Raw genomic sequence first — 17,079 nt, 5'->3', positions numbered from 1 at the left:
TACGACCTTCTACAGTGCCAATGCAGGGGCTGGCAGCGGTATCAGAAAGCGCTGATGCATCAGCGACAGCATCTGTTCCGCCGGCACGGGACGCGAGATGAAATAGCCCTGTACTTCATTGCATTGCAGGGTGCGCAGGATGTCGAGCTGCTCGCGCGTCTCCACCCCTTCGGCCACCACGCTCATGCCCAGCGCATGCGCCATCGACAGGATGGCGCGCACGAACACTTCGCCCTGCTCCGAGCGGCCCAGCTCCATGGTGAAGGCGCGGTCGATCTTCAAGCCATCCATGGCGAACTTCTGCAGCTGCGACAGCGAGGAATAGCCGGTGCCGAAATCGTCGACCAGCAGGCGCACGCCCAGCGCGCGGATGGCGGACAACTGCTCCACGGCGCGGTTCTGTTCATCCATCATGGCCGATTCCGTGATTTCCACCTCGATCAGGCGCGCATCGATGCGGTGGCGCGTCAGCGCAGACGCCAGCACCTGGTGCACGTCGCCGCGGCCGAACTGGCGCGCCGAGACGTTGATGGAGACTGGCACCAGTTCCAGTCCGCTGGCTTGCCAGCGCGCCATCTGCAGGCACACCTTTTCGATGACGACTTCGCCCAGCTGGGAAATCAGGCCGCTGCTCTCGGCCACGGGGATGAATTCCAGCGGCGGCACCATGCCGTGCTGCGGATGGTGCCAGCGCACCAGCGCCTCCATGCTGCACAGCTGCCCGCTCATGGCGTCGACCCTCGGCTGGTAGACGACGAGGAACTGATCCTGCTCCAGCGCCGCCACCAGGCTTTGCTCCAGTTCGCGGCGGTTGCGGATGGTTTCGAACAATTCCGGCTGGAAGAAGCGGTGATGGCCCTTGCCCGCCACTTTCACGGCATACATGGCGATGTCGGCGTTCTTCAGCAGCACTTCCGTCTCGGCCCCATCGCGCGGATACAGGCTGATGCCGATCGAGGCGCCCATCTTGTGGCGTTCGCTGCCCAGGTAAAACGGCTCGTCGAAGGCGATGGCGATGCGCTGCGCCACCTGCTCGGCGCGGCTGTCGTCCTCCACCGGGTCGAGCACGACGACGAATTCGTCGCCGCCCAGGCGCACCACGTGGTCGCCCGGCCGCAGCACGGCCTTCAAGCGCAAGGAGGCGGCGCGCAGCACCTTGTCGCCCTCCGCGTGGCCCTGCGTGTCGTTGATATCCTTGAAGCCGTCCAGGTCGATGAACAGCAGCGCCAGCATGTGCCGCGCGATGGCGGCGCGGCCCAGGGCGCCGGGCAGGAATTGCTGCAGCCAGTAGCGGTTGGGCAAGCCCGTCAAACCGTCTTCATTGGCCAGGCGGCGCAAGTCGCGCTCGTGCTCCTTGGCCGTGCTGATGTCTTGCAGGGTGACGGCCAGGCGGTCGCCGCTGCGCACCAGGCGCCGGCGTATCCAGCGCAGCTTGAAGGGGTTACCTTCTGGCAACTCGATCTCTTCCTCGGAAAAGCCGGAGACCATGGCGGCCCGGTAATTATGGATCAAGTCGCGGAAATACGGTTCGTGGGCGCGCGACTGCAGGCGCATGCCCAGCAACTGTTCGCGGCGCACGCCGAAGTAGCCGGCGCCCGGCTCGTTGCAATCGACGATCTCGAAGTCGAGAATGCTGCCATCCGTGCCGCGCAGGGCGGCGATGATATAAAAGCCGTCGCTCGTGCCCTCGGTGGCCATGCGGTAGGCGTTGCGCACGCCTTCGGACTGGTGGTGGCGCCACGCCAGGCGCAGCGACAGCACGGTGGCGACGGCGGCAAAGGCCAGCAGCAGCACGGTGACGGCCAGGGCGATGCCGAGATAAATCGTGCGCGTTTCCTCGTAGGGATGCAGCATTTCACCGTCCGACAGTCCGACCACGGCCGTAAACGGATAGGCTTTCAACGCCTGCCAGCCCACATAGCGATTTTGCTTGTCGGAAAAAGCTATCCTGCCGCCCGAATGCAGGGCGCCGCTCTCCGTTTCCAGGAAGCTGGTGTCGAGAAACGGCGTGCCCTGGCCGCTCTGGGTCGGCAGCACGCGCGAGCCCAGGCGCGTGCTGAACAGCTCGCCCTCTTCGCCCACCATGGCCGACATGCCGAACTTGCCAAAATTGACACTGTTATAGAATTCGGAAAAATAGCTGGAATGGATGGAAATCAGCAGCACGCCGTCGAAATTGCCATCCTCGTCTTCCAGCCGGCGCGTGAAGTGCACGAGGCTTTCGCCGGCGCCCGGCGCTGACGGTGCCGCCTCGCTGGCCCTCCCCAGCGCGATGCGCAGTGCGCTGGAATTGCTGCGCCAGTGGCGCAACAGGAAATCGCTGCGCTCGTTGACGCGCAGCCGCTGCAGCGGCGCCGTGGCCGTCACGGGATGGCCCTTGCGGTCGAGGATGGCGACGATGGCAAATTGCGGCAAGGCATACATGCCCTGCGTCTTCAATTGATCGAGGCGCAGCTGGCCGCGCGAGTTTTCCCATTCATACTTGAGCTGCAAGGTCAGCTGGTCCATCTGCTCCAGCGTGCGCAGCAGATACTGGCCATATGCTTTCGACAAGGAAGACACGCTGTCGAGCGCCTGCTGCTGCGCCACCTTCTTTTCCGCTTCCAGCTGCAGCAAGGTGGCCGTCCACAGCACCGCGCACAGGATCAGGCCCAGCAAGGGCCAGGCCAGGATCAGGCGCAGGTTAGCCTTGAGAAAATCGGCCCTGCTCATCTCCACCACGGCGGCGTTATTATTATTTACAAATTGTCGCAAGAACATGGTGCAGCATCTGCCGTTTCTATGTATTTCTTCAAGGACACACAAATTACCACAGAGTCATGTTTGCAGGTAAGACGGCAGCGTAATTATGTGCGTGGGCCGCGGCCCGCCTGTCGCGCCTGCGTTACAATCACCATCCTTACCGTTGGAGAAATACATGCAGCAATATCAAGATTTGATCAAGACCGTGCTCGAAACGGGCAGCTGGCAAGACAACCGCACGGGCATCCGCACCCTGAGCGTGCCGGGCGCCATGATGCGTTTCGACTTGGCCAACGGCAACTTCCCTGCCGTGACAACCAAGAAACTGGCTTTCAAATCCGTGATCGGCGAATTGTGCGCCTTCCTGCGCGCCTCGCGCAACGCGGCCGAGTTCCGCGCCCTGGGCTGCAAGGTATGGGACCAGAACGCCAATGAAAACGCGCAATGGCTGGCCAACCCCTACCGCGAAGGCGAGGATGACCTGGGCCCCGTCTACGGCGTGCAATGGCGCCAATGGCCCGCATATAAGCTGCTCGACGCCGACCAGCCCGCACAGATCGCCGATGCGCAAGCGAACGGCTTTACCTTGGTCGCCCCCATCGTGGAGAACGGCGTGCAAAAAGTGCTGCTGTACAAGGCCGTCGACCAGTTGCGCGAATGCCTGGACACCATCATGACCAATCCGGGCAGCCGGCGCATCCTGTTCCACGGCTGGAACCCGGCCGTGCTGGACGCCGTCGCCCTGCCCGCCTGCCATTTGCTGTACCAGTTCATCCCGAACGCCAGCACGCGCGAAATTTCGCTGTGTTTATATGTACGCAGCAACGATATCGGCCTGGGCACGCCGTTCAACATCGCCGAAGGCGCCGCCCTGCTGCACCTGGTGGCGCGCCTGACGGGCTACACGCCGCGCTGGTTCACCTACTTCATCGGCGACGCACACATCTATGAAAACCACCTCGACATGGTGGAAGAACAATTGAAGCGCACGCCGTTCCCGGCGCCCCGTTTCGTCATTTCCGACCGCGTGCCCGACTACGCGAAGACGGGCAAGTACGAGCCGGAATGGCTGGAAAAGATCGAACCGTCGGATTTCTCGCTGGAAGGCTATGAACACCATGCGCCCATCAAGGCGGCGATGGCCGTCTGATGGCGGTCACAGCACTCGCCGCCCTGCACCGCAAGCTGTTTGACGAAACGGATGGCAGCAAGTTCGCCAGGCTGAAAGAGCGGCTGCTGAAAAAGCATGCCGCGGACGACAGGCTGGCCGTGCTCGACATCTTGACGGCGTATGCGCGCGATGGACAACTGCTGCACTGGCGCACCTTTTTGATGACGGATATCGTGCATCTGGTGGAAGGCAGTCAACATGCGGCCTTTTTCGCCTGGGCACTGGAGCAGCCCGCACTGGCGTACTGGGGCGTCGATGGCTTGCTGAAAAGTATAGGCGTGGACGCGTATGCGCCCCTGGTGGCGCTGGCAGCGTCCGGCGCCACCAGGCTGGAAGTGCGCGCCAAGGCGATCAAGAGCCTGGCCGTGTTCAGCCGCCAGCCGTTTGACCAGGACTTGCCGTCCGATCCCGGCCACTGGAAGGCAGAGCAGCTGAGACTAAGCGCCGTGCTGGACTGGCAAGCGGACGGCTACCCTGACGGTGCAGGCTACAAGGCGCCCGCCAAGCATGAGACGCTGGCCAAGCCGCGGTCGCGCCTGCAAGTAGCAGCCGCCTTCCTGGAACGGAAACTGGCGCTGCGGCGCCAGCGCGAGCAAGACCTGGCGCAACCGTCGAACTGGCTGACCATGGCCAGCGCCAAGGACATGGCCGAGATCGACGCGCAATGGGTCTTGCCGGAAATCTACCGCCATTTCCTGCAATTCTATTCGCCGCTGCGCGTGCATGTCGACGGCAAGCGCTTCCCGCAGGGCCTGCATCTGTACGGCGCGGCGGAGCTGGTGGAGGCCCAGCACGGCTACGCCGTCCATGCCGTGCATAATCACAACATCGCGAGCTGGCAGTCGAAGCTCGTGGTGATTGCCGATGCGGGCGGCGACCCGTACTGCGTGCACCTGGAAGAAAGAAGCATCGACGGCGACTTGCCCGTGTACCGCGCCAGACATGGCGCAGGCGAATGGCGCTTCGAGCTCCATATGGACGATTTCATCGACTTCCTGCACGAAATCGCGTGGGCGGCCTAGCCTGCTTCGCCGCCCGGTCCGGGGCCGGGTCCGCCTGGCCCCCGTCCGCCCGGCGGACCGAAGCGCGGCTCCCGTTCGCCCTCCTTCGCCGCCGACGTGGCGCCGCCCAGGCGGTACGACAAGCCCACATAAATCATGCGGCCGTCAAAGCGGCGCGTGCTCGTTTCGCGCAGCGAGGCGCTGTTGATGACGGTTTCCATCTTGTTACTGCTGAACACATCGGTCACATTCATGACCAGGCTCAATTGCGGTGTCACGGTGTGGCGTAAACTGAGGTTCAGCGTGTTGTTCGGCGAGCGGTAGCCCTGTCCCGACAACATCTTGCCCTGCATTTGCAGGGCCAGTTGCAGCTGGTTATCCGCATTGATCTGGTAATTGAGGCGCGCGCGACCGCTCAGTGCGTTGGCCGTGCGCGTGCTGCGGTTGCCCAGGTCGTCGGAACTCGTCTGCTGGCTGCGCGCCAGGTTGCCGCTCGTGTTCAGGGTCAGGGATGGCGTCAGCTTGCCGCTGACGCTGAATTCCAGGCCGCTCGAATGGCTGCCTTCGCCGTTTTCCCGCGTCGTCAGCAGCACATTGTCGCTAATAAAATAGCGGTAATCGACGATGGCGTCCGTGTCGCGCCGGTGGTAGGCGCGCAAGCTGCTTTCCAGGCCCGCGATCTTCGTTTCATAGCCGATCTCGAAGGAATCCGTCTGCGTGGGTTTCAGCTTCGGGTTGCCGGCCGAGACATTGAACTCGTCGCGGTAGATCACGTAGGGGTTCAAATCGCCCGCATTCGGGCGGCGGATGCGGTGCGCGTAGCTGAAGCGCAAATTGCTCTCGTCGCTGACTTTATAGGTAGCGAACAGGCTGGGAATATAGTTGACGTAATTGTTGCCAGCCTCAACGCCACTGGTAATCTGGCGTACGTTCAAGTCCGTGTATTCGGCGCGCAAGCCGGCCAGGGCGCCCCAGCGTTCGCTCAGGCGCATCTGGTAAGAGCCGTACAGCGCGATGGTGCGCTCGTCGAGCTCGAAACGGTTGCTGCGCATGGGATTGACGGTCTCGGCCAGGCTGGCGGGATTGATGTCCGTATATAAAGTGTCGAAACTGCTCTTGTTGTCGGCCACCTTGTAGCCCAGCTTGGCCGTGCCGCCCGCCAGCGGACGCTCGTAGTCGCCGCTGAAATCGACGATGCGGTTGCCCGTCTCGCTGTGCTGGCGTGCGCGGCTGTCAAATGCATTGACGGGCGCGATCGCATAGGCATTCGCGTAATCGCTGCCGCTCTCGTTGGTGGACGACGACACGCGCAAGTCGATTTTCAGGGTTTCGCCGGGCAACTCGCCCTTGTGGTCATAGCGCCCGCCCCAGCTGTAGTTACGGCTGTCGCCATTGCGCACGGTGCTGCGCACATAGTCGCCGATGGTGTTGCCCGTGCTGTCGCCGTTGATATACCGGTCGAGCGAACGCTGGTCGTTGCTGCGGCCGTTGTACGACACGCTGGCGGCCAGGGTGTCATTCGCGTTCAGGTTGTAATTGACGGTGCCGTGCAAGCCCAGCGAATCGTTCAAGCCATTGTTGGTGGAGCTCTGGCTGCTGGGGGCGAAGGCGCCCGTGCCGCGGTCCAGGCGTTCGCGGCTGACCTCGCCCACGGAATTGCGGCCGTCATGGCGCACATTGATGCCGCCCTGGTAGCCCCACGGCCCTTCATTGTAGGTGCCGGAGACGGAGCTGTTGTAGCGCCCGGCGATGCCCGCATTCGCGTTGACGGTGGCAAAGCCGCCCGGCTTGCGGTTACGCCGCATCACCAGGTTCAAAATCGGGCCGCCACCGGCTTCGTTGCCGAACTGGGCGCCGGGATTGTTGATCACTTCCACGGATTCGATATCGTCGGCCGCCATGGCATTCAACGTAGCGCCGCGTGAATCGCCCTGCAGCATGGCCGACGGTTTGCCATCGATCAATATCTGCACATTGCTGCTGCCGCGCAAGGACACCGAACCATCGGGGTCGACGGCCACCGAAGGCACATTGTTCAAGGCATCGGCCGCCGTGCCGTTGGTGCTGCCCACGTCGGACTTGACGTCGTAGACTTGCCGGTCGATGCGGCCCGTGGGGCGTTCGGCCGTCACGCTGACGGTAGCGGGAGCATCGGCGGCGGGCACCTTGGCCGGTGCGGGCTTGACGACGGTATCGCCGGTGACGGTTTGCGCCTGGACAGCGGCGCCGGACACGAGCAGACTGCCGCCCGCCAGACAGTGAAAGAGGATTTTATGCATTTGCTTAAAAAATAATCGAGACGCTACGGATGAGGCACTACGCCGCAGCGTGAGAGCACATTCTCAAAGCATGCCACGATTGCAAGGAGCAAAGCAAATGCGAACCATTGTTATTTACTTCAATTTACAAATCTCTCGCACTTGTGGTCGCATAGCCTCATCCGATGACCTTTGCGCTACCTCAACAAGCCCTTGCCGCGCGCCAGTTTCAGCCAGCCCGGATATTCCGTCATCAATAAGTCATACAGTTCCGCATCGCTGTGCTCGTCGGGCGAGCTGACGGAAAAGTAATTGGCATTGTCGACCAGGCGGCCCTGCAATTCGTCGAGCTTTTCCAGGAAGGGGAAGTCGGAATCGGCAAAGGCGGCGAGAAACTTGCTTTTCGATTTGCGCCCCTTGCCGATGCCCATGAATTGCCAAAAGATCGGTTCATGGCTGGCCCAGCGTAATTGTTTCTCCGTCGTCGCCTGGTCGCTCGTGCCGCCGTCCGTGACGAACATCACGTACACGGGCAATTCCGCGGCGACGGGCCGCGTGCGCTCGCCGCCGGCGCCATCGGGGAAATAAAATGCGCGTATCGCCTGCATGGCGGCGCCATAGCGCGTGTCGCCTTCCAGCGGATGGCGCTGTATGGCCTGGCCCACGTAGGTATTGCAGTTGCTCAAGGCCATGGGCGCCGGATGGTGGACGTTCTTGCCGAACAGGAAAACATCGATCTCGCCATCGTCGTCGAACTTGCAGCCCAGGGCCAAGATGCGTTCGGCAAAGCGCTGCACCAGCCCCTCTTTATATAGTCGGCCCATGGAGCCGGAAATATCCAGGCACAAACACACCTTGGCGCGGTGGTCAAGCAAACCCACTTTCTGCAGCGACACGCCCGCCTGCTTGACGAGGCTGACCAGTTGCGGCGCTTCCCGTTCGACCCGTTTTTCCAGGTTGATCTTTGCCTGCATGACGGCCGAAACCGCCGCAGGGGCAGCAGAAGCGGCCTGGTCGACTTCGCCGCCGAAGTGGCGCACCAGCGCGTCGAGTCCGCCATTGAAGCCCTGCCCCACGGCCATGCAGCGCCAGCCGCCATCCTTGCGGTAGATTTCCGCCAGCATGACGGCTTTTTCCTGTGCGAAATCACTACCCGCGAAGGCGAAGCGGGCCAGCTCGCGTCCGCCCGCCTGCAGGCGCACGTGGCCGGCTTGCAGCTGCGACATCACGCCGCCGCCATCGATGGACGCCGTCACGACGAGGCGGTCTATGCCGGCCGGCAAGCGCGCCAGTTGCAAGGCAAACTCGGCCATGTCGCCGCCGCTGCCGGCCCGCGCTTCCACGCCGCCGCACGGCGTGCGCGGCTGGTTGAAAAAGGTCATGTAGCGCTCGTCGGCCAGTTTGCCGCTGGCGTCGAGGCCGAAACAGGCCACGTCGAGCGCCAGCCCCTGCGCAGCGACGCCCACCTGCAGCACGCCGTCGGGAATAAGATTGGCCAGCGGCAAGCGCTGTCCCTTGGACAAGGTTTCCATCAGTGCCTCCTAGGCGATATAGCGGCGCGGATTGTCCGCGTTGAAATCATCTTCGTCTTCCTTGTCCTCGCCCTTGAAGACGACGGGACCGTTGAAGGCCAGTTGCAGGCTCTCGCCCTGCCAGCTCAGCCACGGGGTCGCTTCGCTGCCCGGTTCCGATGTCTTGCCGGACGGTTCGAGGATGATGCTGTCGGGCGTGATGCGCGCCATGCCGATCACATAGGTGTAGACGGAATCGTCCTCAGCCGCCTTGGACAGGCGGAAGTCGTACGCGCACTCGACGATCTGCTCGCCATATTGCATGACCATCTTCGGCCGCATGGAAGCGACCGACACGGCGCCATTGGCCAGCGCCGAATACACGCTGAAGACGAGGCCCACCGTGCCGCCGTACTGTTGCGCCAGCGCGGGATTGACTTCCACGGTTTCCGTGGCCGGTTCCTTGCCCGATGCGCCCGCCACGTCGCCCAGGTGGCGCACATACGGCATGACATCGAAGCTGCCCGGCGTATCGGGCGCCTGGATGAAGCGCATCTGGCCGTTCGGCAAGAGGATGCCGACTCTTAAATCGAGGTCGTCGTTATCGTCGTCGCCATCGCCGTTATCGACCCAGCTGGCCTTGACGGTGAGCTTGCCCGGCGCGCCCGCGCCCTTTTGCAGCGACACCTTGTGCGTCTGGCCCGCCTTGGTCAGCGAGATTTTCGACAGGGAAATTTTTGGCGCCGGCTCCGCTGCCGCCTGCGCCACTTCACCGCCGAAATGGGCAACCAGAGCGTCCAGGCCGCCATTGAAGCCCTGGCCCACGGCCATGAAGCGCCAGCCGCCGTCCTTGCGGTAGAACTCGCCCAGCATGACGGCTTTTTCTTGCGCAAAATCAGATCCCGCATACGTGTAGCGGGCCAGCTCGCGCCCGCCGTCCTGCAAGCGCAGGTAGCCGCTGCCCAGCTGCGCCATGGTGGCCGCGCCATCGATGGCGGCCGTGACGACGAGGCGCTCGATGGTGGCAGGCAAGCGGTCCAGCTGGTAACTGAAACCGGCCGCATCGCCGGACGGCGCCGCCGCTTCCACGCCGCCGCACGGCGTGCGCGGCTGGTTAAAGAAGGTCATGTAGCGGTCGTCGGACAGCTTGCCGTTGGCGTCGAGGCCGAAACAGGCAAAGTCCAGCGGCACGCCAGCGCTGGCGAGCCCCAGTTGCACGACATTGCCCGTGACGAGGCCGGACAGCGCCAGGCGCTGCCCCTTGATCAGGTTTTCCATGCGATTATTTATTCAGGTGTGGGAGCTTCGGACAACGGCTCAAGGCAAGGCGCGTCGTCCGAAGACAGTACGAATGTACAGTCAGTCCATGGCGGCGCAACGCCGCCATGGACTGCCGTTTTGGGTTCTATACAAAGCTAAAAGAGCTTCGGACAACGGTTCAGGGCAAGGCGCGTCACCGAAGACAGTACGAATAGTACGGCGAGGTGACGCAACGCCGCCATGGGCCGTTTTCCGGAGCTCTTAGGCATTAATGCCGAACGAGCGTGCCAGTGGTCCCAGGCCGCCTTTGAAACCCTGGCCGATGGCCTTGAATTTCCATTCGCTGCCGGCGCGGTAGATTTCGCCGAAGATCATGGCCGCTTCCGTCGAGCCGTCTTCCGACAGGTCGTAGCGGGCGATTTCCGCGCCGTTGTCGCCGTTCAGGCAGCGGATGTAGGCCTTGCCGACCATGCCGAAGTTCTGCTTGCGGTTTTCCGCGTCGTGGATCGTGACGGCGATGGCGATCTTGTCGATGTCGGCGGGCACGCTGGCCAGGTCGACGGCCACTTTCTCGTCGTCGCCATCGCCGCCGCCGGTCGTGTTGTCGCCCGCGTGGACGATGGAGCCGTCAGCCGACTTCAGGTTGTTATAAAAAATGAAATCGGCATCGGAACGGGCCTTGCCATCCGTTTTCAGCAGGAAAGCGCTGCCGTCCAGGTCAAAAGCGGCGCCATCGGTGGCGCGCGGGTCCCAGCCCAGGCCAATCACGATTTTCTTCAAGCCGGGAGCTTCCTTGCTCAGGTTGACATTGCCGCCTTTTTGCAAACTGATCGCCATGGTAATTCCTCTTTAATGTGGGGGTTGCATTCGGTGTTTCAGGTCACGTCGCCGGCACGCCGGCTTGATGAGCCATGAGCCTACCATAAAGTTCCGGCTTGCCAGCCGCGCACTATTGAAAATAATGCCATACGGAAAAATCGTGCCGCTGTCCCCATGCGCAAAATGACGGATAATGCCGCTCGACAAAAATTTTTCACACTAGGTTTGTCCTTGATCAATATACGACTCGACTGCATTCCTGGCACCCTGTGCGACGCACGCCTGTGGTCGCGCCTGGCGCCTGCCCTGGGCGACGCCTTTGAGCTGCGGCACGTACCCCTGCACCAGGCGCGCACGCGCCCGCAGATGCAGCAGATGATCGCCAGCCACAGCGCTCCGCATGCCCATCTGGTGGGCTTTTCGCTGGGCGCCTACCTGGCGCTCGAACACGCGCTGGCGCACCCGCAGCGTGTGAAATCCCTCACTTTGATCGCCAATTCGGCCAAAGGTTTGCTGCCGGCGGAGGTCGAAGCGCGCCAGCGCATCGTCGCCATGCTCGAGCGCAATGCCTATACGGGCATCACGCGTCAGCGCCTGCGCGAATTGCTGCACCCGTCGCACTTGCAGGACGGCGGCATCACGGGCCTGATCCAGCAGATGGGGCTGGACCTGGGCAAGGAGGTGCTGCTGGCGCAATTTCTCACCACGATAGACCGCCCCGACCTGATGGCGCGCTTGCAGGAGCTCGATTTCCCCGTGCTGATCGTGGGCGCCGAAGACGACAAGCTCGTCGATCCCGACGACCTGCGCGCCATGGCCGCCCGCCTGCCGCAAGCCACCTTGCACATACTCAAAGACGATACCGGCCACATGATTCCGCTGGAAGCGCCAGGCGCGCTGGCGCAAGCCATGCGTGCGCATCTGGAGGCTGCCGGCAATTTCAACGATAATGACGGGCATCGGGCCTCGCCCCCACCTTTTTCACAGAACCAATGAGCTTACTGACCATCATCGTCGCCACCGACCAGCAAGGCGGCATCGGCATCGACAACACCCTGCCGTGGAAATTGCCGGAAGACCTGGCGCATTTCAAGCGCTTGACGACGGGCCACCCCATCCTCATGGGCCGCAAGACCTTCGATTCCATCGGCCGTCCGCTGCCGAACCGCCGCAACATCGTCATCACGCGCAATCCGGACTGGCGCCATGAAGGCGTGGAAGCGGCGCCGTCGCTGGAAGCGGCCATCGCCCTGCTGGATGGCGCCGAAGGCTATGTGATCGGCGGCGCCGACATCTATAAACAGTCGCTGGCCCTGGCGCAGCGCTTGATCATCACGGAAATCGGCCAGACGTTTGACTGCGACGCGTTTTTCCCCGCCGTGGATCATGCCGTGTGGCAAGAAACCGCGCGCGAAGCGCATGTTTCGGAGAAATCCGGCCTGCCTTACGCCTTTGTCACCTTGCAACGCAAAGCCTGATAAGGTTGATGTTGATTAACAGAATGTTGCTGTAATACCCCTGTCACACCGTTGCGTCACGCTAGCGCAAGCTTGTGGCGCTTTGGGGCGATATTTTTTTCCCGCAGAGGCCGCATTTCTGCGAGAATCCCGTTCTTATTTTTTTTATGCGGCTGCCGGGTTGCACTACCGCCTGACCGTCGCGCCCTAGTCCGCCCCTTCACATCTGTCAGGGGCGGCTTGCTTTTTTGGAGACATGCATGAAATTTCGTTTCCCCATCGTCATCATTGACGAGGATTTCCGTTCTGAAAATACGTCCGGCCTGGGCATTCGCGCCCTTGCCGCCGCAATGGAAAAAGAAGGCATGGAAGTGCTGGGCGTGACCAGCTACGGCGATTTGTCGCAATTTGCCCAGCAGCAATCGCGCGCGTCAGCCTTCGTGCTGTCGATCGACGATGAAGAATTCGGCGCCGGTTCCATCGAAGAAACCGATCACGCCTTGAAGTCGCTGCGCGCCTTCGTCGAGGAAATCCGCTACAAGAACGCCGACATCCCTATTTACCTGTATGGCGAAACGCGCACCTCGCGCCATATTCCCAACGATATCCTGCGCGAACTGCATGGTTTCATCCACATGTTCGAAGATACGCCGGAATTCGTCGCGCGCCACATCATCCGCGAAGCGAAATCCTACCTGGATGGCCTGTCGCCGCCGTTCTTCCGCGCGCTGGTGCACTACGCCAACGACGGTTCCTACTCGTGGCACTGCCCCGGCCACTCGGGCGGCGTAGCCTTCCTGAAGTCGCCGATCGGCCAGATGTTCCACCAGTTCTTCGGTGAAAACATGCTGCGCGCCGACGTCTGCAACGCCGTCGAGGAACTGGGCCAGCTGCTCGACCATACCGGCCCTGTCGCCGCGTCCGAACGCAATGCGGCGCGCATCTTCAATGCCGACCATTGCTATTTCGTCACCAACGGTACCTCGACGTCGAACAAGATGGTGTGGCACTCGACCGTGGCGCCAGGCGACATCGTCGTCGTCGACCGCAATTGCCACAAATCGATCTTGCATTCGATCATCATGTGCGGCGCCATTCCCGTGTTCCTGATGCCAACGCGCAATCACCTGGGCATCATCGGCCCTATCCCGCTGCATGAATTCACGCCGGAAAGCATTGCCCGCAAGATCGAAGCGAATCCATTCGCGCGCGAAGCGAAGAACAAGAAGCCGCGCATCCTGACCATCACGCAATCGACCTACGATGGCGTGATCTACAACGTGGAAACCCTGCGCGAAATGTTGGACGGCAAGATCGACACCCTGCACTTCGATGAAGCATGGTTGCCGCACGCCACCTTCCACGATTTTTACAAGAATATGCACGCCATCGGCAAGGACCGTCCGCGCGCCAAGGAATCGATGATCTTCTCGACCCAGTCCACGCACAAATTGCTGGCCGGCCTGTCGCAGGCCTCGCAAATCCTCGTGCGCGAATCGGACACGGTCAAGCTGGACCAGGACGCCTTCAACGAGGCTTACCTGATGCACACCTCGACCTCGCCGCAGTATTCCATCATCGCCTCGTGCGACGTGGCCGCGGCCATGATGGAAGCGCCGGGCGGCACGGCCCTGGTGGAAGAGTCGATCATGGAAGCGCTCGATTTCCGCCGCGCCATGAAAAAGATCGACCAGGAATGGGGCCAGGACTGGTGGTTCCAGGTGTGGGGGCCGGCCAGCTTCAACGATGAAGGCATGGGCCAGCAGGAAGACTGGATGATACGCGCCGAAGATGACTGGCACGGTTTCGGCGACCTCGCTCCCGGCTTCAACATGCTCGACCCGATCAAGGCAACCATCGTCAACCCGGGCCTGTCGCTGGACGGCCAGTTCGGCGACACGGGCATCCCCGCGTCCATCGTCACCAAGTACCTGGCCGAGCACGGCGTCATCATTGAAAAATGCGGCCTGTACTCGTTCTTCATCATGTTTACCATCGGCATCACCAAGGGCCGCTGGAATACCCTGTTGACGGCCTTGCAACAATTCAAGGACGACTACGACAAGAACCAGCCGATGTGGCGCATCCTGCCGGAATTTGCGGCGGCCAACCCACGCTACGAAAAAATGGGCTTGCGCGACCTGTGCCAGCAGATCCACGATTTCTACAAGGCTTACGACGTGGCCCGTTTGACGACGGAAATGTATCTGTCGGACATGATCCCGGCCATGAAGCCGTCGGACGCGTTCGCCAAGATGGCGCACCGCGAAATCGAGCGCGTGGCCATCGACGAACTGGAAGGCCGCATCACGTCCATCCTGCTGACGCCGTACCCGCCGGGCATCCCGCTGCTGATCCCGGGCGAGCGCTTCAACAAGACCATCGTCGACTACCTGCGCTTCGCACGCGACTTCAACGAGCGCTTCCCCGGCTTCGAGACGGATGTGCATGGCCTCGTGAAACGCGAAGTCGATGGCAAACGCGGATATTTTGTGGACTGCGTCAAGATGGATGAGAACGCCTAAAAATCGTCCATGGCGGCGTTGCATTGCCTAGCCGTACTATTCGTACTGTCTTCGGCAATGCGCCTTGCCCCGAACGTTTTTAGCCATTCTCGTGACGTTGCTTGATGACGTTGCTGGAACCGCGCTCACTAGCGCCGCCTGATGCAGATCAGGCGGCGTTTTTCATTGTGGGCCAGCGCGCACGCTTGCGCCAGATCAAACGACCGGGGTATCGGGCTTCTAAGATGGGCGACTCGTGCCCTCGTGACGGCAGGCCTATGACGCTCAAGGTGTGGCTGGAAATCATGCAGCAGGCGGCGGCTGGCAGTGGCGCCTTGCTGGCGGCGGCCTTGAAGCAGGCTCAGGTAACTATAGCCCGGCGGCACGATGGCGAAGCAGATGGAACGGGCATCGTGCTGTTCGCCGAAGCCAATACGGCGCTGCTGCAGGCGCTGCCGGCACTGTGCAGCCATGCCCGCGTGCTGGCCATCGCCGCCTGCGGCCAGGCCGTCAGCTGCGCGCAACAGCGGGCCCTGCTGGCGGCCGGCGCGCTCGATGTGCTGCTGTGGCCTGGCGGCGCCGTCGACGCGGGCCAGGTGCTGGCGCGCCTGCAGCGCTGGCAAGCCGTGGCGCAGCTGCTGGCGTCCAGTGCCGTGCGTGGGGCCCTGGTGGGCGGCAGCGCTGTCTGGACCGCCTTGCTGCACCAGGTGGTGGAAATGGCCGCCTTCAGCCAGGCCCCGATGCTGATCACGGGTGAGACGGGCACGGGCAAGGATTTACTGGCGCAACTGGTCCACCGCCTGGGCAACTGCCGGGGCGACTTCACCATCCTCGACTGCACCACCCTGTCGCCGGAACTGGCTGGCAGCGAACTGTTCGGCCATGAACGGGGCGCGTTTACGGGCGCGGTGGCACCGCGCGACGGCGCTTTCGCCCTGGCCGACGGCGGCGTGCTCTTCCTCGACGAAGTGGGCGAACTGCAACTGCCCCTGCAGGCGCAGCTGCTGCGCGCCATCCAGGAACGCAAATACAAGCGCGTGGGCGGCAATACCTGGCAACCGACGCAATTTCGCCTCGTCTGCGCCACCAACCGTGCACTGGAAGACGAGGTGGCGCGCGGCGCCTTCCGCGCTGACCTGTATTACCGCATCGCCGGCTGGCGTTGCCAGACGCCGCCGTTGCGCGAACGCCAGGACGACATCTTGCCGCTGGCCCGGCATTTCCTCGCCGAACTGGCCCAGCAGCAGCCGCCCCCGCTGGACGCCGCCGTGCGCGAATACCTGCTGCTGCGCGACTATCCGGGCAATGTGCGCGAGCTGCGCCAGACCGTCACGCGCATCTGGCACCGCCATTGCGGCCCCGGCCCCATCACCATCGGCGCCCTGCCCCCCGAAGAACGGCTGCTGGCGCCGCCCTGGCCCGACCAGTACTTCGAAGCGGCCGTGCGGCGGGCCCTGGCCCAGGGCTGCAAGCTGTCGCACATCGCGCGCTGCGCCACCGACATGGCCATCCGCCTCGTGCTGGCCGAGGAACACGGCAACAACCAGCGCGCCGCCGCCCGCCTGGGCGTGACGGACCGCGCCCTGCAGATACGCCGCAAGGCGGCCGCGCCTTGATCTGCCTCAAGCCAGCCGCGCCAGCCGCAAGAAATTGCCGCCCATGATCAAAGCCGCATCGGCCGGCGGCAAGCCCAGCAGCTGAATCTTGTGCAATTCCAGCCCCGGATGCAGCCAGGGGCCATCTGAGCCGAACAAGACCTTGTGCGGCCCCGCGCGGCGCACGGCCTGTTGCAGCAAGTCGAAGCGGCGCACGCCCGAGCTGTCTGCATGGATGTTGCGGTGGCGCGCCAGATGGTCGACCAGCGCCAGCTGCGCCGCCCAGTCGTCGCCAAAGCTGCCCAGATGGGGCAGGATGAAATCGACGTCGGGATACTGCTGCGCCAGCAGTTCGGCCACGGCCACTTCGCCGGCCGGGTCGTACAGCACGGGCAAGCCGAAGAAGCGGGCCGCGTCGCACACTTCGCCGCTGATGCGCGCATCTAACCGGTGCGCCTTGATGCCGACAAAGCCATAGCGCTCGACGGCCGTGCGCACCAGGTCCAGGATGCGGCCCCGGTCGCGCCGCGCATGCACGAAGGCAAAACCGTAGAAACGCTGCGGATCGGACGCGACCAGGCGCGCCACACCATGGTTGGCGATGGCGTAATCGGAGTGGAAGGTGGCGAACAGCACGCTGCGGGCGATACCGGCCGCCTGCGCGCGGCGCAGATAGGCGTGCAGCGGCGCATCGCTGTCCCACGGCCCGCTCAAGCCGTCGCCAGGTCCCGCATGGCAATGACAGTCGATGATCATCTTGC

The 17,079-nt window shown here is 62.9% G+C and carries 12 protein-coding genes; 6 read left to right on the top strand and 6 right to left on the bottom strand.

Features of this window, described 5'->3' with window-relative positions; translation table 11 throughout:
- Positions 1 to 9: 9 nt before the first annotated feature.
- Positions 10 to 2,712 (bottom strand): EAL domain-containing protein, encoded by a 2,703-nt coding sequence (locus O0879_RS02420; RefSeq protein WP_257218989.1) that lies wholly within the window; start codon positions 2,710 to 2,712, stop codon positions 10 to 12.
- Between the two features lie 205 nt (positions 2,713 to 2,917).
- On the opposite strand from O0879_RS02420, the gene O0879_RS02415 reads away from it, so the two are divergent.
- Together O0879_RS02415 and O0879_RS02410 are read left to right on the top strand one after the other, a co-directional pair.
- On the top strand, positions 2,918 to 3,892 hold the full coding sequence (locus tag O0879_RS02415; protein WP_289914467.1) for a thymidylate synthase: 975 nt from the start codon (positions 2,918 to 2,920) through the stop codon (positions 3,890 to 3,892).
- Entirely contained in the window at positions 3,892 to 4,935 is a 1,044-nt protein-coding gene (locus O0879_RS02410; RefSeq protein WP_289914466.1) for an SMI1/KNR4 family protein, read from the top strand. The genes O0879_RS02415 and O0879_RS02410 overlap by 1 nt, the downstream gene beginning before the upstream one ends.
- On the opposite strand, the gene O0879_RS02405 is transcribed toward O0879_RS02410, so the two are convergent.
- The 4 genes from O0879_RS02405 to O0879_RS02390 form a co-directional block, all read right to left on the bottom strand.
- Positions 4,932 to 7,193, bottom strand: a complete 2,262-nt coding sequence (locus O0879_RS02405) for a TonB-dependent receptor (protein ID WP_289914465.1) — start codon at positions 7,191 to 7,193, stop codon at positions 4,932 to 4,934. The two genes, O0879_RS02410 and O0879_RS02405, sit on opposite strands and share 4 nt — an antisense overlap.
- A 176-nt stretch (positions 7,194 to 7,369) precedes the next feature.
- Positions 7,370 to 8,704, bottom strand: coding sequence for a VWA domain-containing protein (locus O0879_RS02400; protein WP_289914464.1), 1,335 nt, complete (start codon positions 8,702 to 8,704; stop codon positions 7,370 to 7,372).
- A gap of 9 nt (positions 8,705 to 8,713) precedes the next feature.
- Positions 8,714 to 9,961, bottom strand: a complete 1,248-nt coding sequence (locus O0879_RS02395; protein ID WP_289914463.1) for a TerD family protein — start codon at positions 9,959 to 9,961, stop codon at positions 8,714 to 8,716.
- Positions 9,962 to 10,204: 243 nt separating this feature from the next.
- Positions 10,205 to 10,780 carry a TerD family protein gene (locus O0879_RS02390; protein WP_099667617.1) on the bottom strand — a complete coding sequence of 192 codons (576 nt, stop codon included), beginning with the start codon at positions 10,778 to 10,780 and terminating at the stop codon, positions 10,205 to 10,207.
- Positions 10,781 to 10,993: 213 nt separating this feature from the next.
- Here O0879_RS02390 and O0879_RS02385 point away from each other — a divergent pair, with 213 nt between their 5' ends.
- The 4 genes from O0879_RS02385 (at position 10,994) to O0879_RS02370 (ending at position 16,339) form a co-directional block, all read left to right on the top strand.
- On the top strand, positions 10,994 to 11,758 hold the full coding sequence (locus O0879_RS02385) for an alpha/beta hydrolase (protein ID WP_289914462.1): 765 nt from the start codon (positions 10,994 to 10,996) through the stop codon (positions 11,756 to 11,758).
- Positions 11,755 to 12,240, top strand: coding sequence for a dihydrofolate reductase (locus O0879_RS02380; protein ID WP_289904766.1), 486 nt, complete (start codon positions 11,755 to 11,757; stop codon positions 12,238 to 12,240). The genes O0879_RS02385 and O0879_RS02380 overlap by 4 nt, the downstream gene beginning before the upstream one ends.
- 239 nt (positions 12,241 to 12,479) lie before the next feature.
- Complete coding sequence (locus tag O0879_RS02375; RefSeq protein WP_099667615.1) at positions 12,480 to 14,744, top strand: arginine/lysine/ornithine decarboxylase; 2,265 nt, start codon at positions 12,480 to 12,482, stop codon at positions 14,742 to 14,744.
- A 257-nt stretch (positions 14,745 to 15,001) separates the two neighbouring features.
- Positions 15,002 to 16,339: a sigma 54-interacting transcriptional regulator gene (locus O0879_RS02370; RefSeq protein WP_289914461.1), complete on the top strand. Its 1,338-nt coding sequence runs from the start codon at positions 15,002 to 15,004 to the stop codon at positions 16,337 to 16,339.
- 6 nt (positions 16,340 to 16,345) lie between these two features.
- On the opposite strand, the gene O0879_RS02365 is transcribed toward O0879_RS02370, so the two are convergent.
- The gene (locus O0879_RS02365) at positions 16,346 to 17,074 is read right to left on the bottom strand and encodes an amidohydrolase family protein (protein WP_289914460.1); all 729 of its coding nucleotides are present in this window, start codon (positions 17,072 to 17,074) and stop codon (positions 16,346 to 16,348) included.
- Positions 17,075 to 17,079 lie beyond the last annotated feature (5 nt).

The organism is Janthinobacterium sp. SUN120, from assembly GCF_030397735.1.
Lineage (GTDB): Bacteria > Pseudomonadota > Gammaproteobacteria > Burkholderiales > Burkholderiaceae_D > Janthinobacterium > Janthinobacterium kumbetense.
Note: the sequence above shows the minus strand (reverse complement) of the source record. Positions and strands in the feature narration are given on the sequence as shown.

Coding starts and splice junctions, on each gene's coding strand:
- O0879_RS02380 (WP_289904766.1), top strand. CDS start 11,755: ATGAGCTTACTGACCATCATCGTCGCCACCGACCAGCAAGGCGGCATC.
- O0879_RS02415 (WP_289914467.1), top strand. CDS start 2,918: ATGCAGCAATATCAAGATTTGATCAAGACCGTGCTCGAAACGGGCAGC.
- O0879_RS02365 (WP_289914460.1), bottom strand. CDS start 17,074: ATGATCATCGACTGTCATTGCCATGCGGGACCTGGCGACGGCTTGAGC.
- O0879_RS02375 (WP_099667615.1), top strand. CDS start 12,480: ATGAAATTTCGTTTCCCCATCGTCATCATTGACGAGGATTTCCGTTCT.
- O0879_RS02390 (WP_099667617.1), bottom strand. CDS start 10,780: ATGGCGATCAGTTTGCAAAAAGGCGGCAATGTCAACCTGAGCAAGGAA.
- O0879_RS02370 (WP_289914461.1), top strand. CDS start 15,002: ATGACGCTCAAGGTGTGGCTGGAAATCATGCAGCAGGCGGCGGCTGGC.
- O0879_RS02405 (WP_289914465.1), bottom strand. CDS start 7,193: ATGCATAAAATCCTCTTTCACTGTCTGGCGGGCGGCAGTCTGCTCGTG.
- O0879_RS02395 (WP_289914463.1), bottom strand. CDS start 9,961: ATGGAAAACCTGATCAAGGGGCAGCGCCTGGCGCTGTCCGGCCTCGTC.
- O0879_RS02420 (WP_257218989.1), bottom strand. CDS start 2,712: ATGAGCAGGGCCGATTTTCTCAAGGCTAACCTGCGCCTGATCCTGGCC.
- O0879_RS02410 (WP_289914466.1), top strand. CDS start 3,892: ATGGCGGTCACAGCACTCGCCGCCCTGCACCGCAAGCTGTTTGACGAA.
- O0879_RS02400 (WP_289914464.1), bottom strand. CDS start 8,704: ATGGAAACCTTGTCCAAGGGACAGCGCTTGCCGCTGGCCAATCTTATT.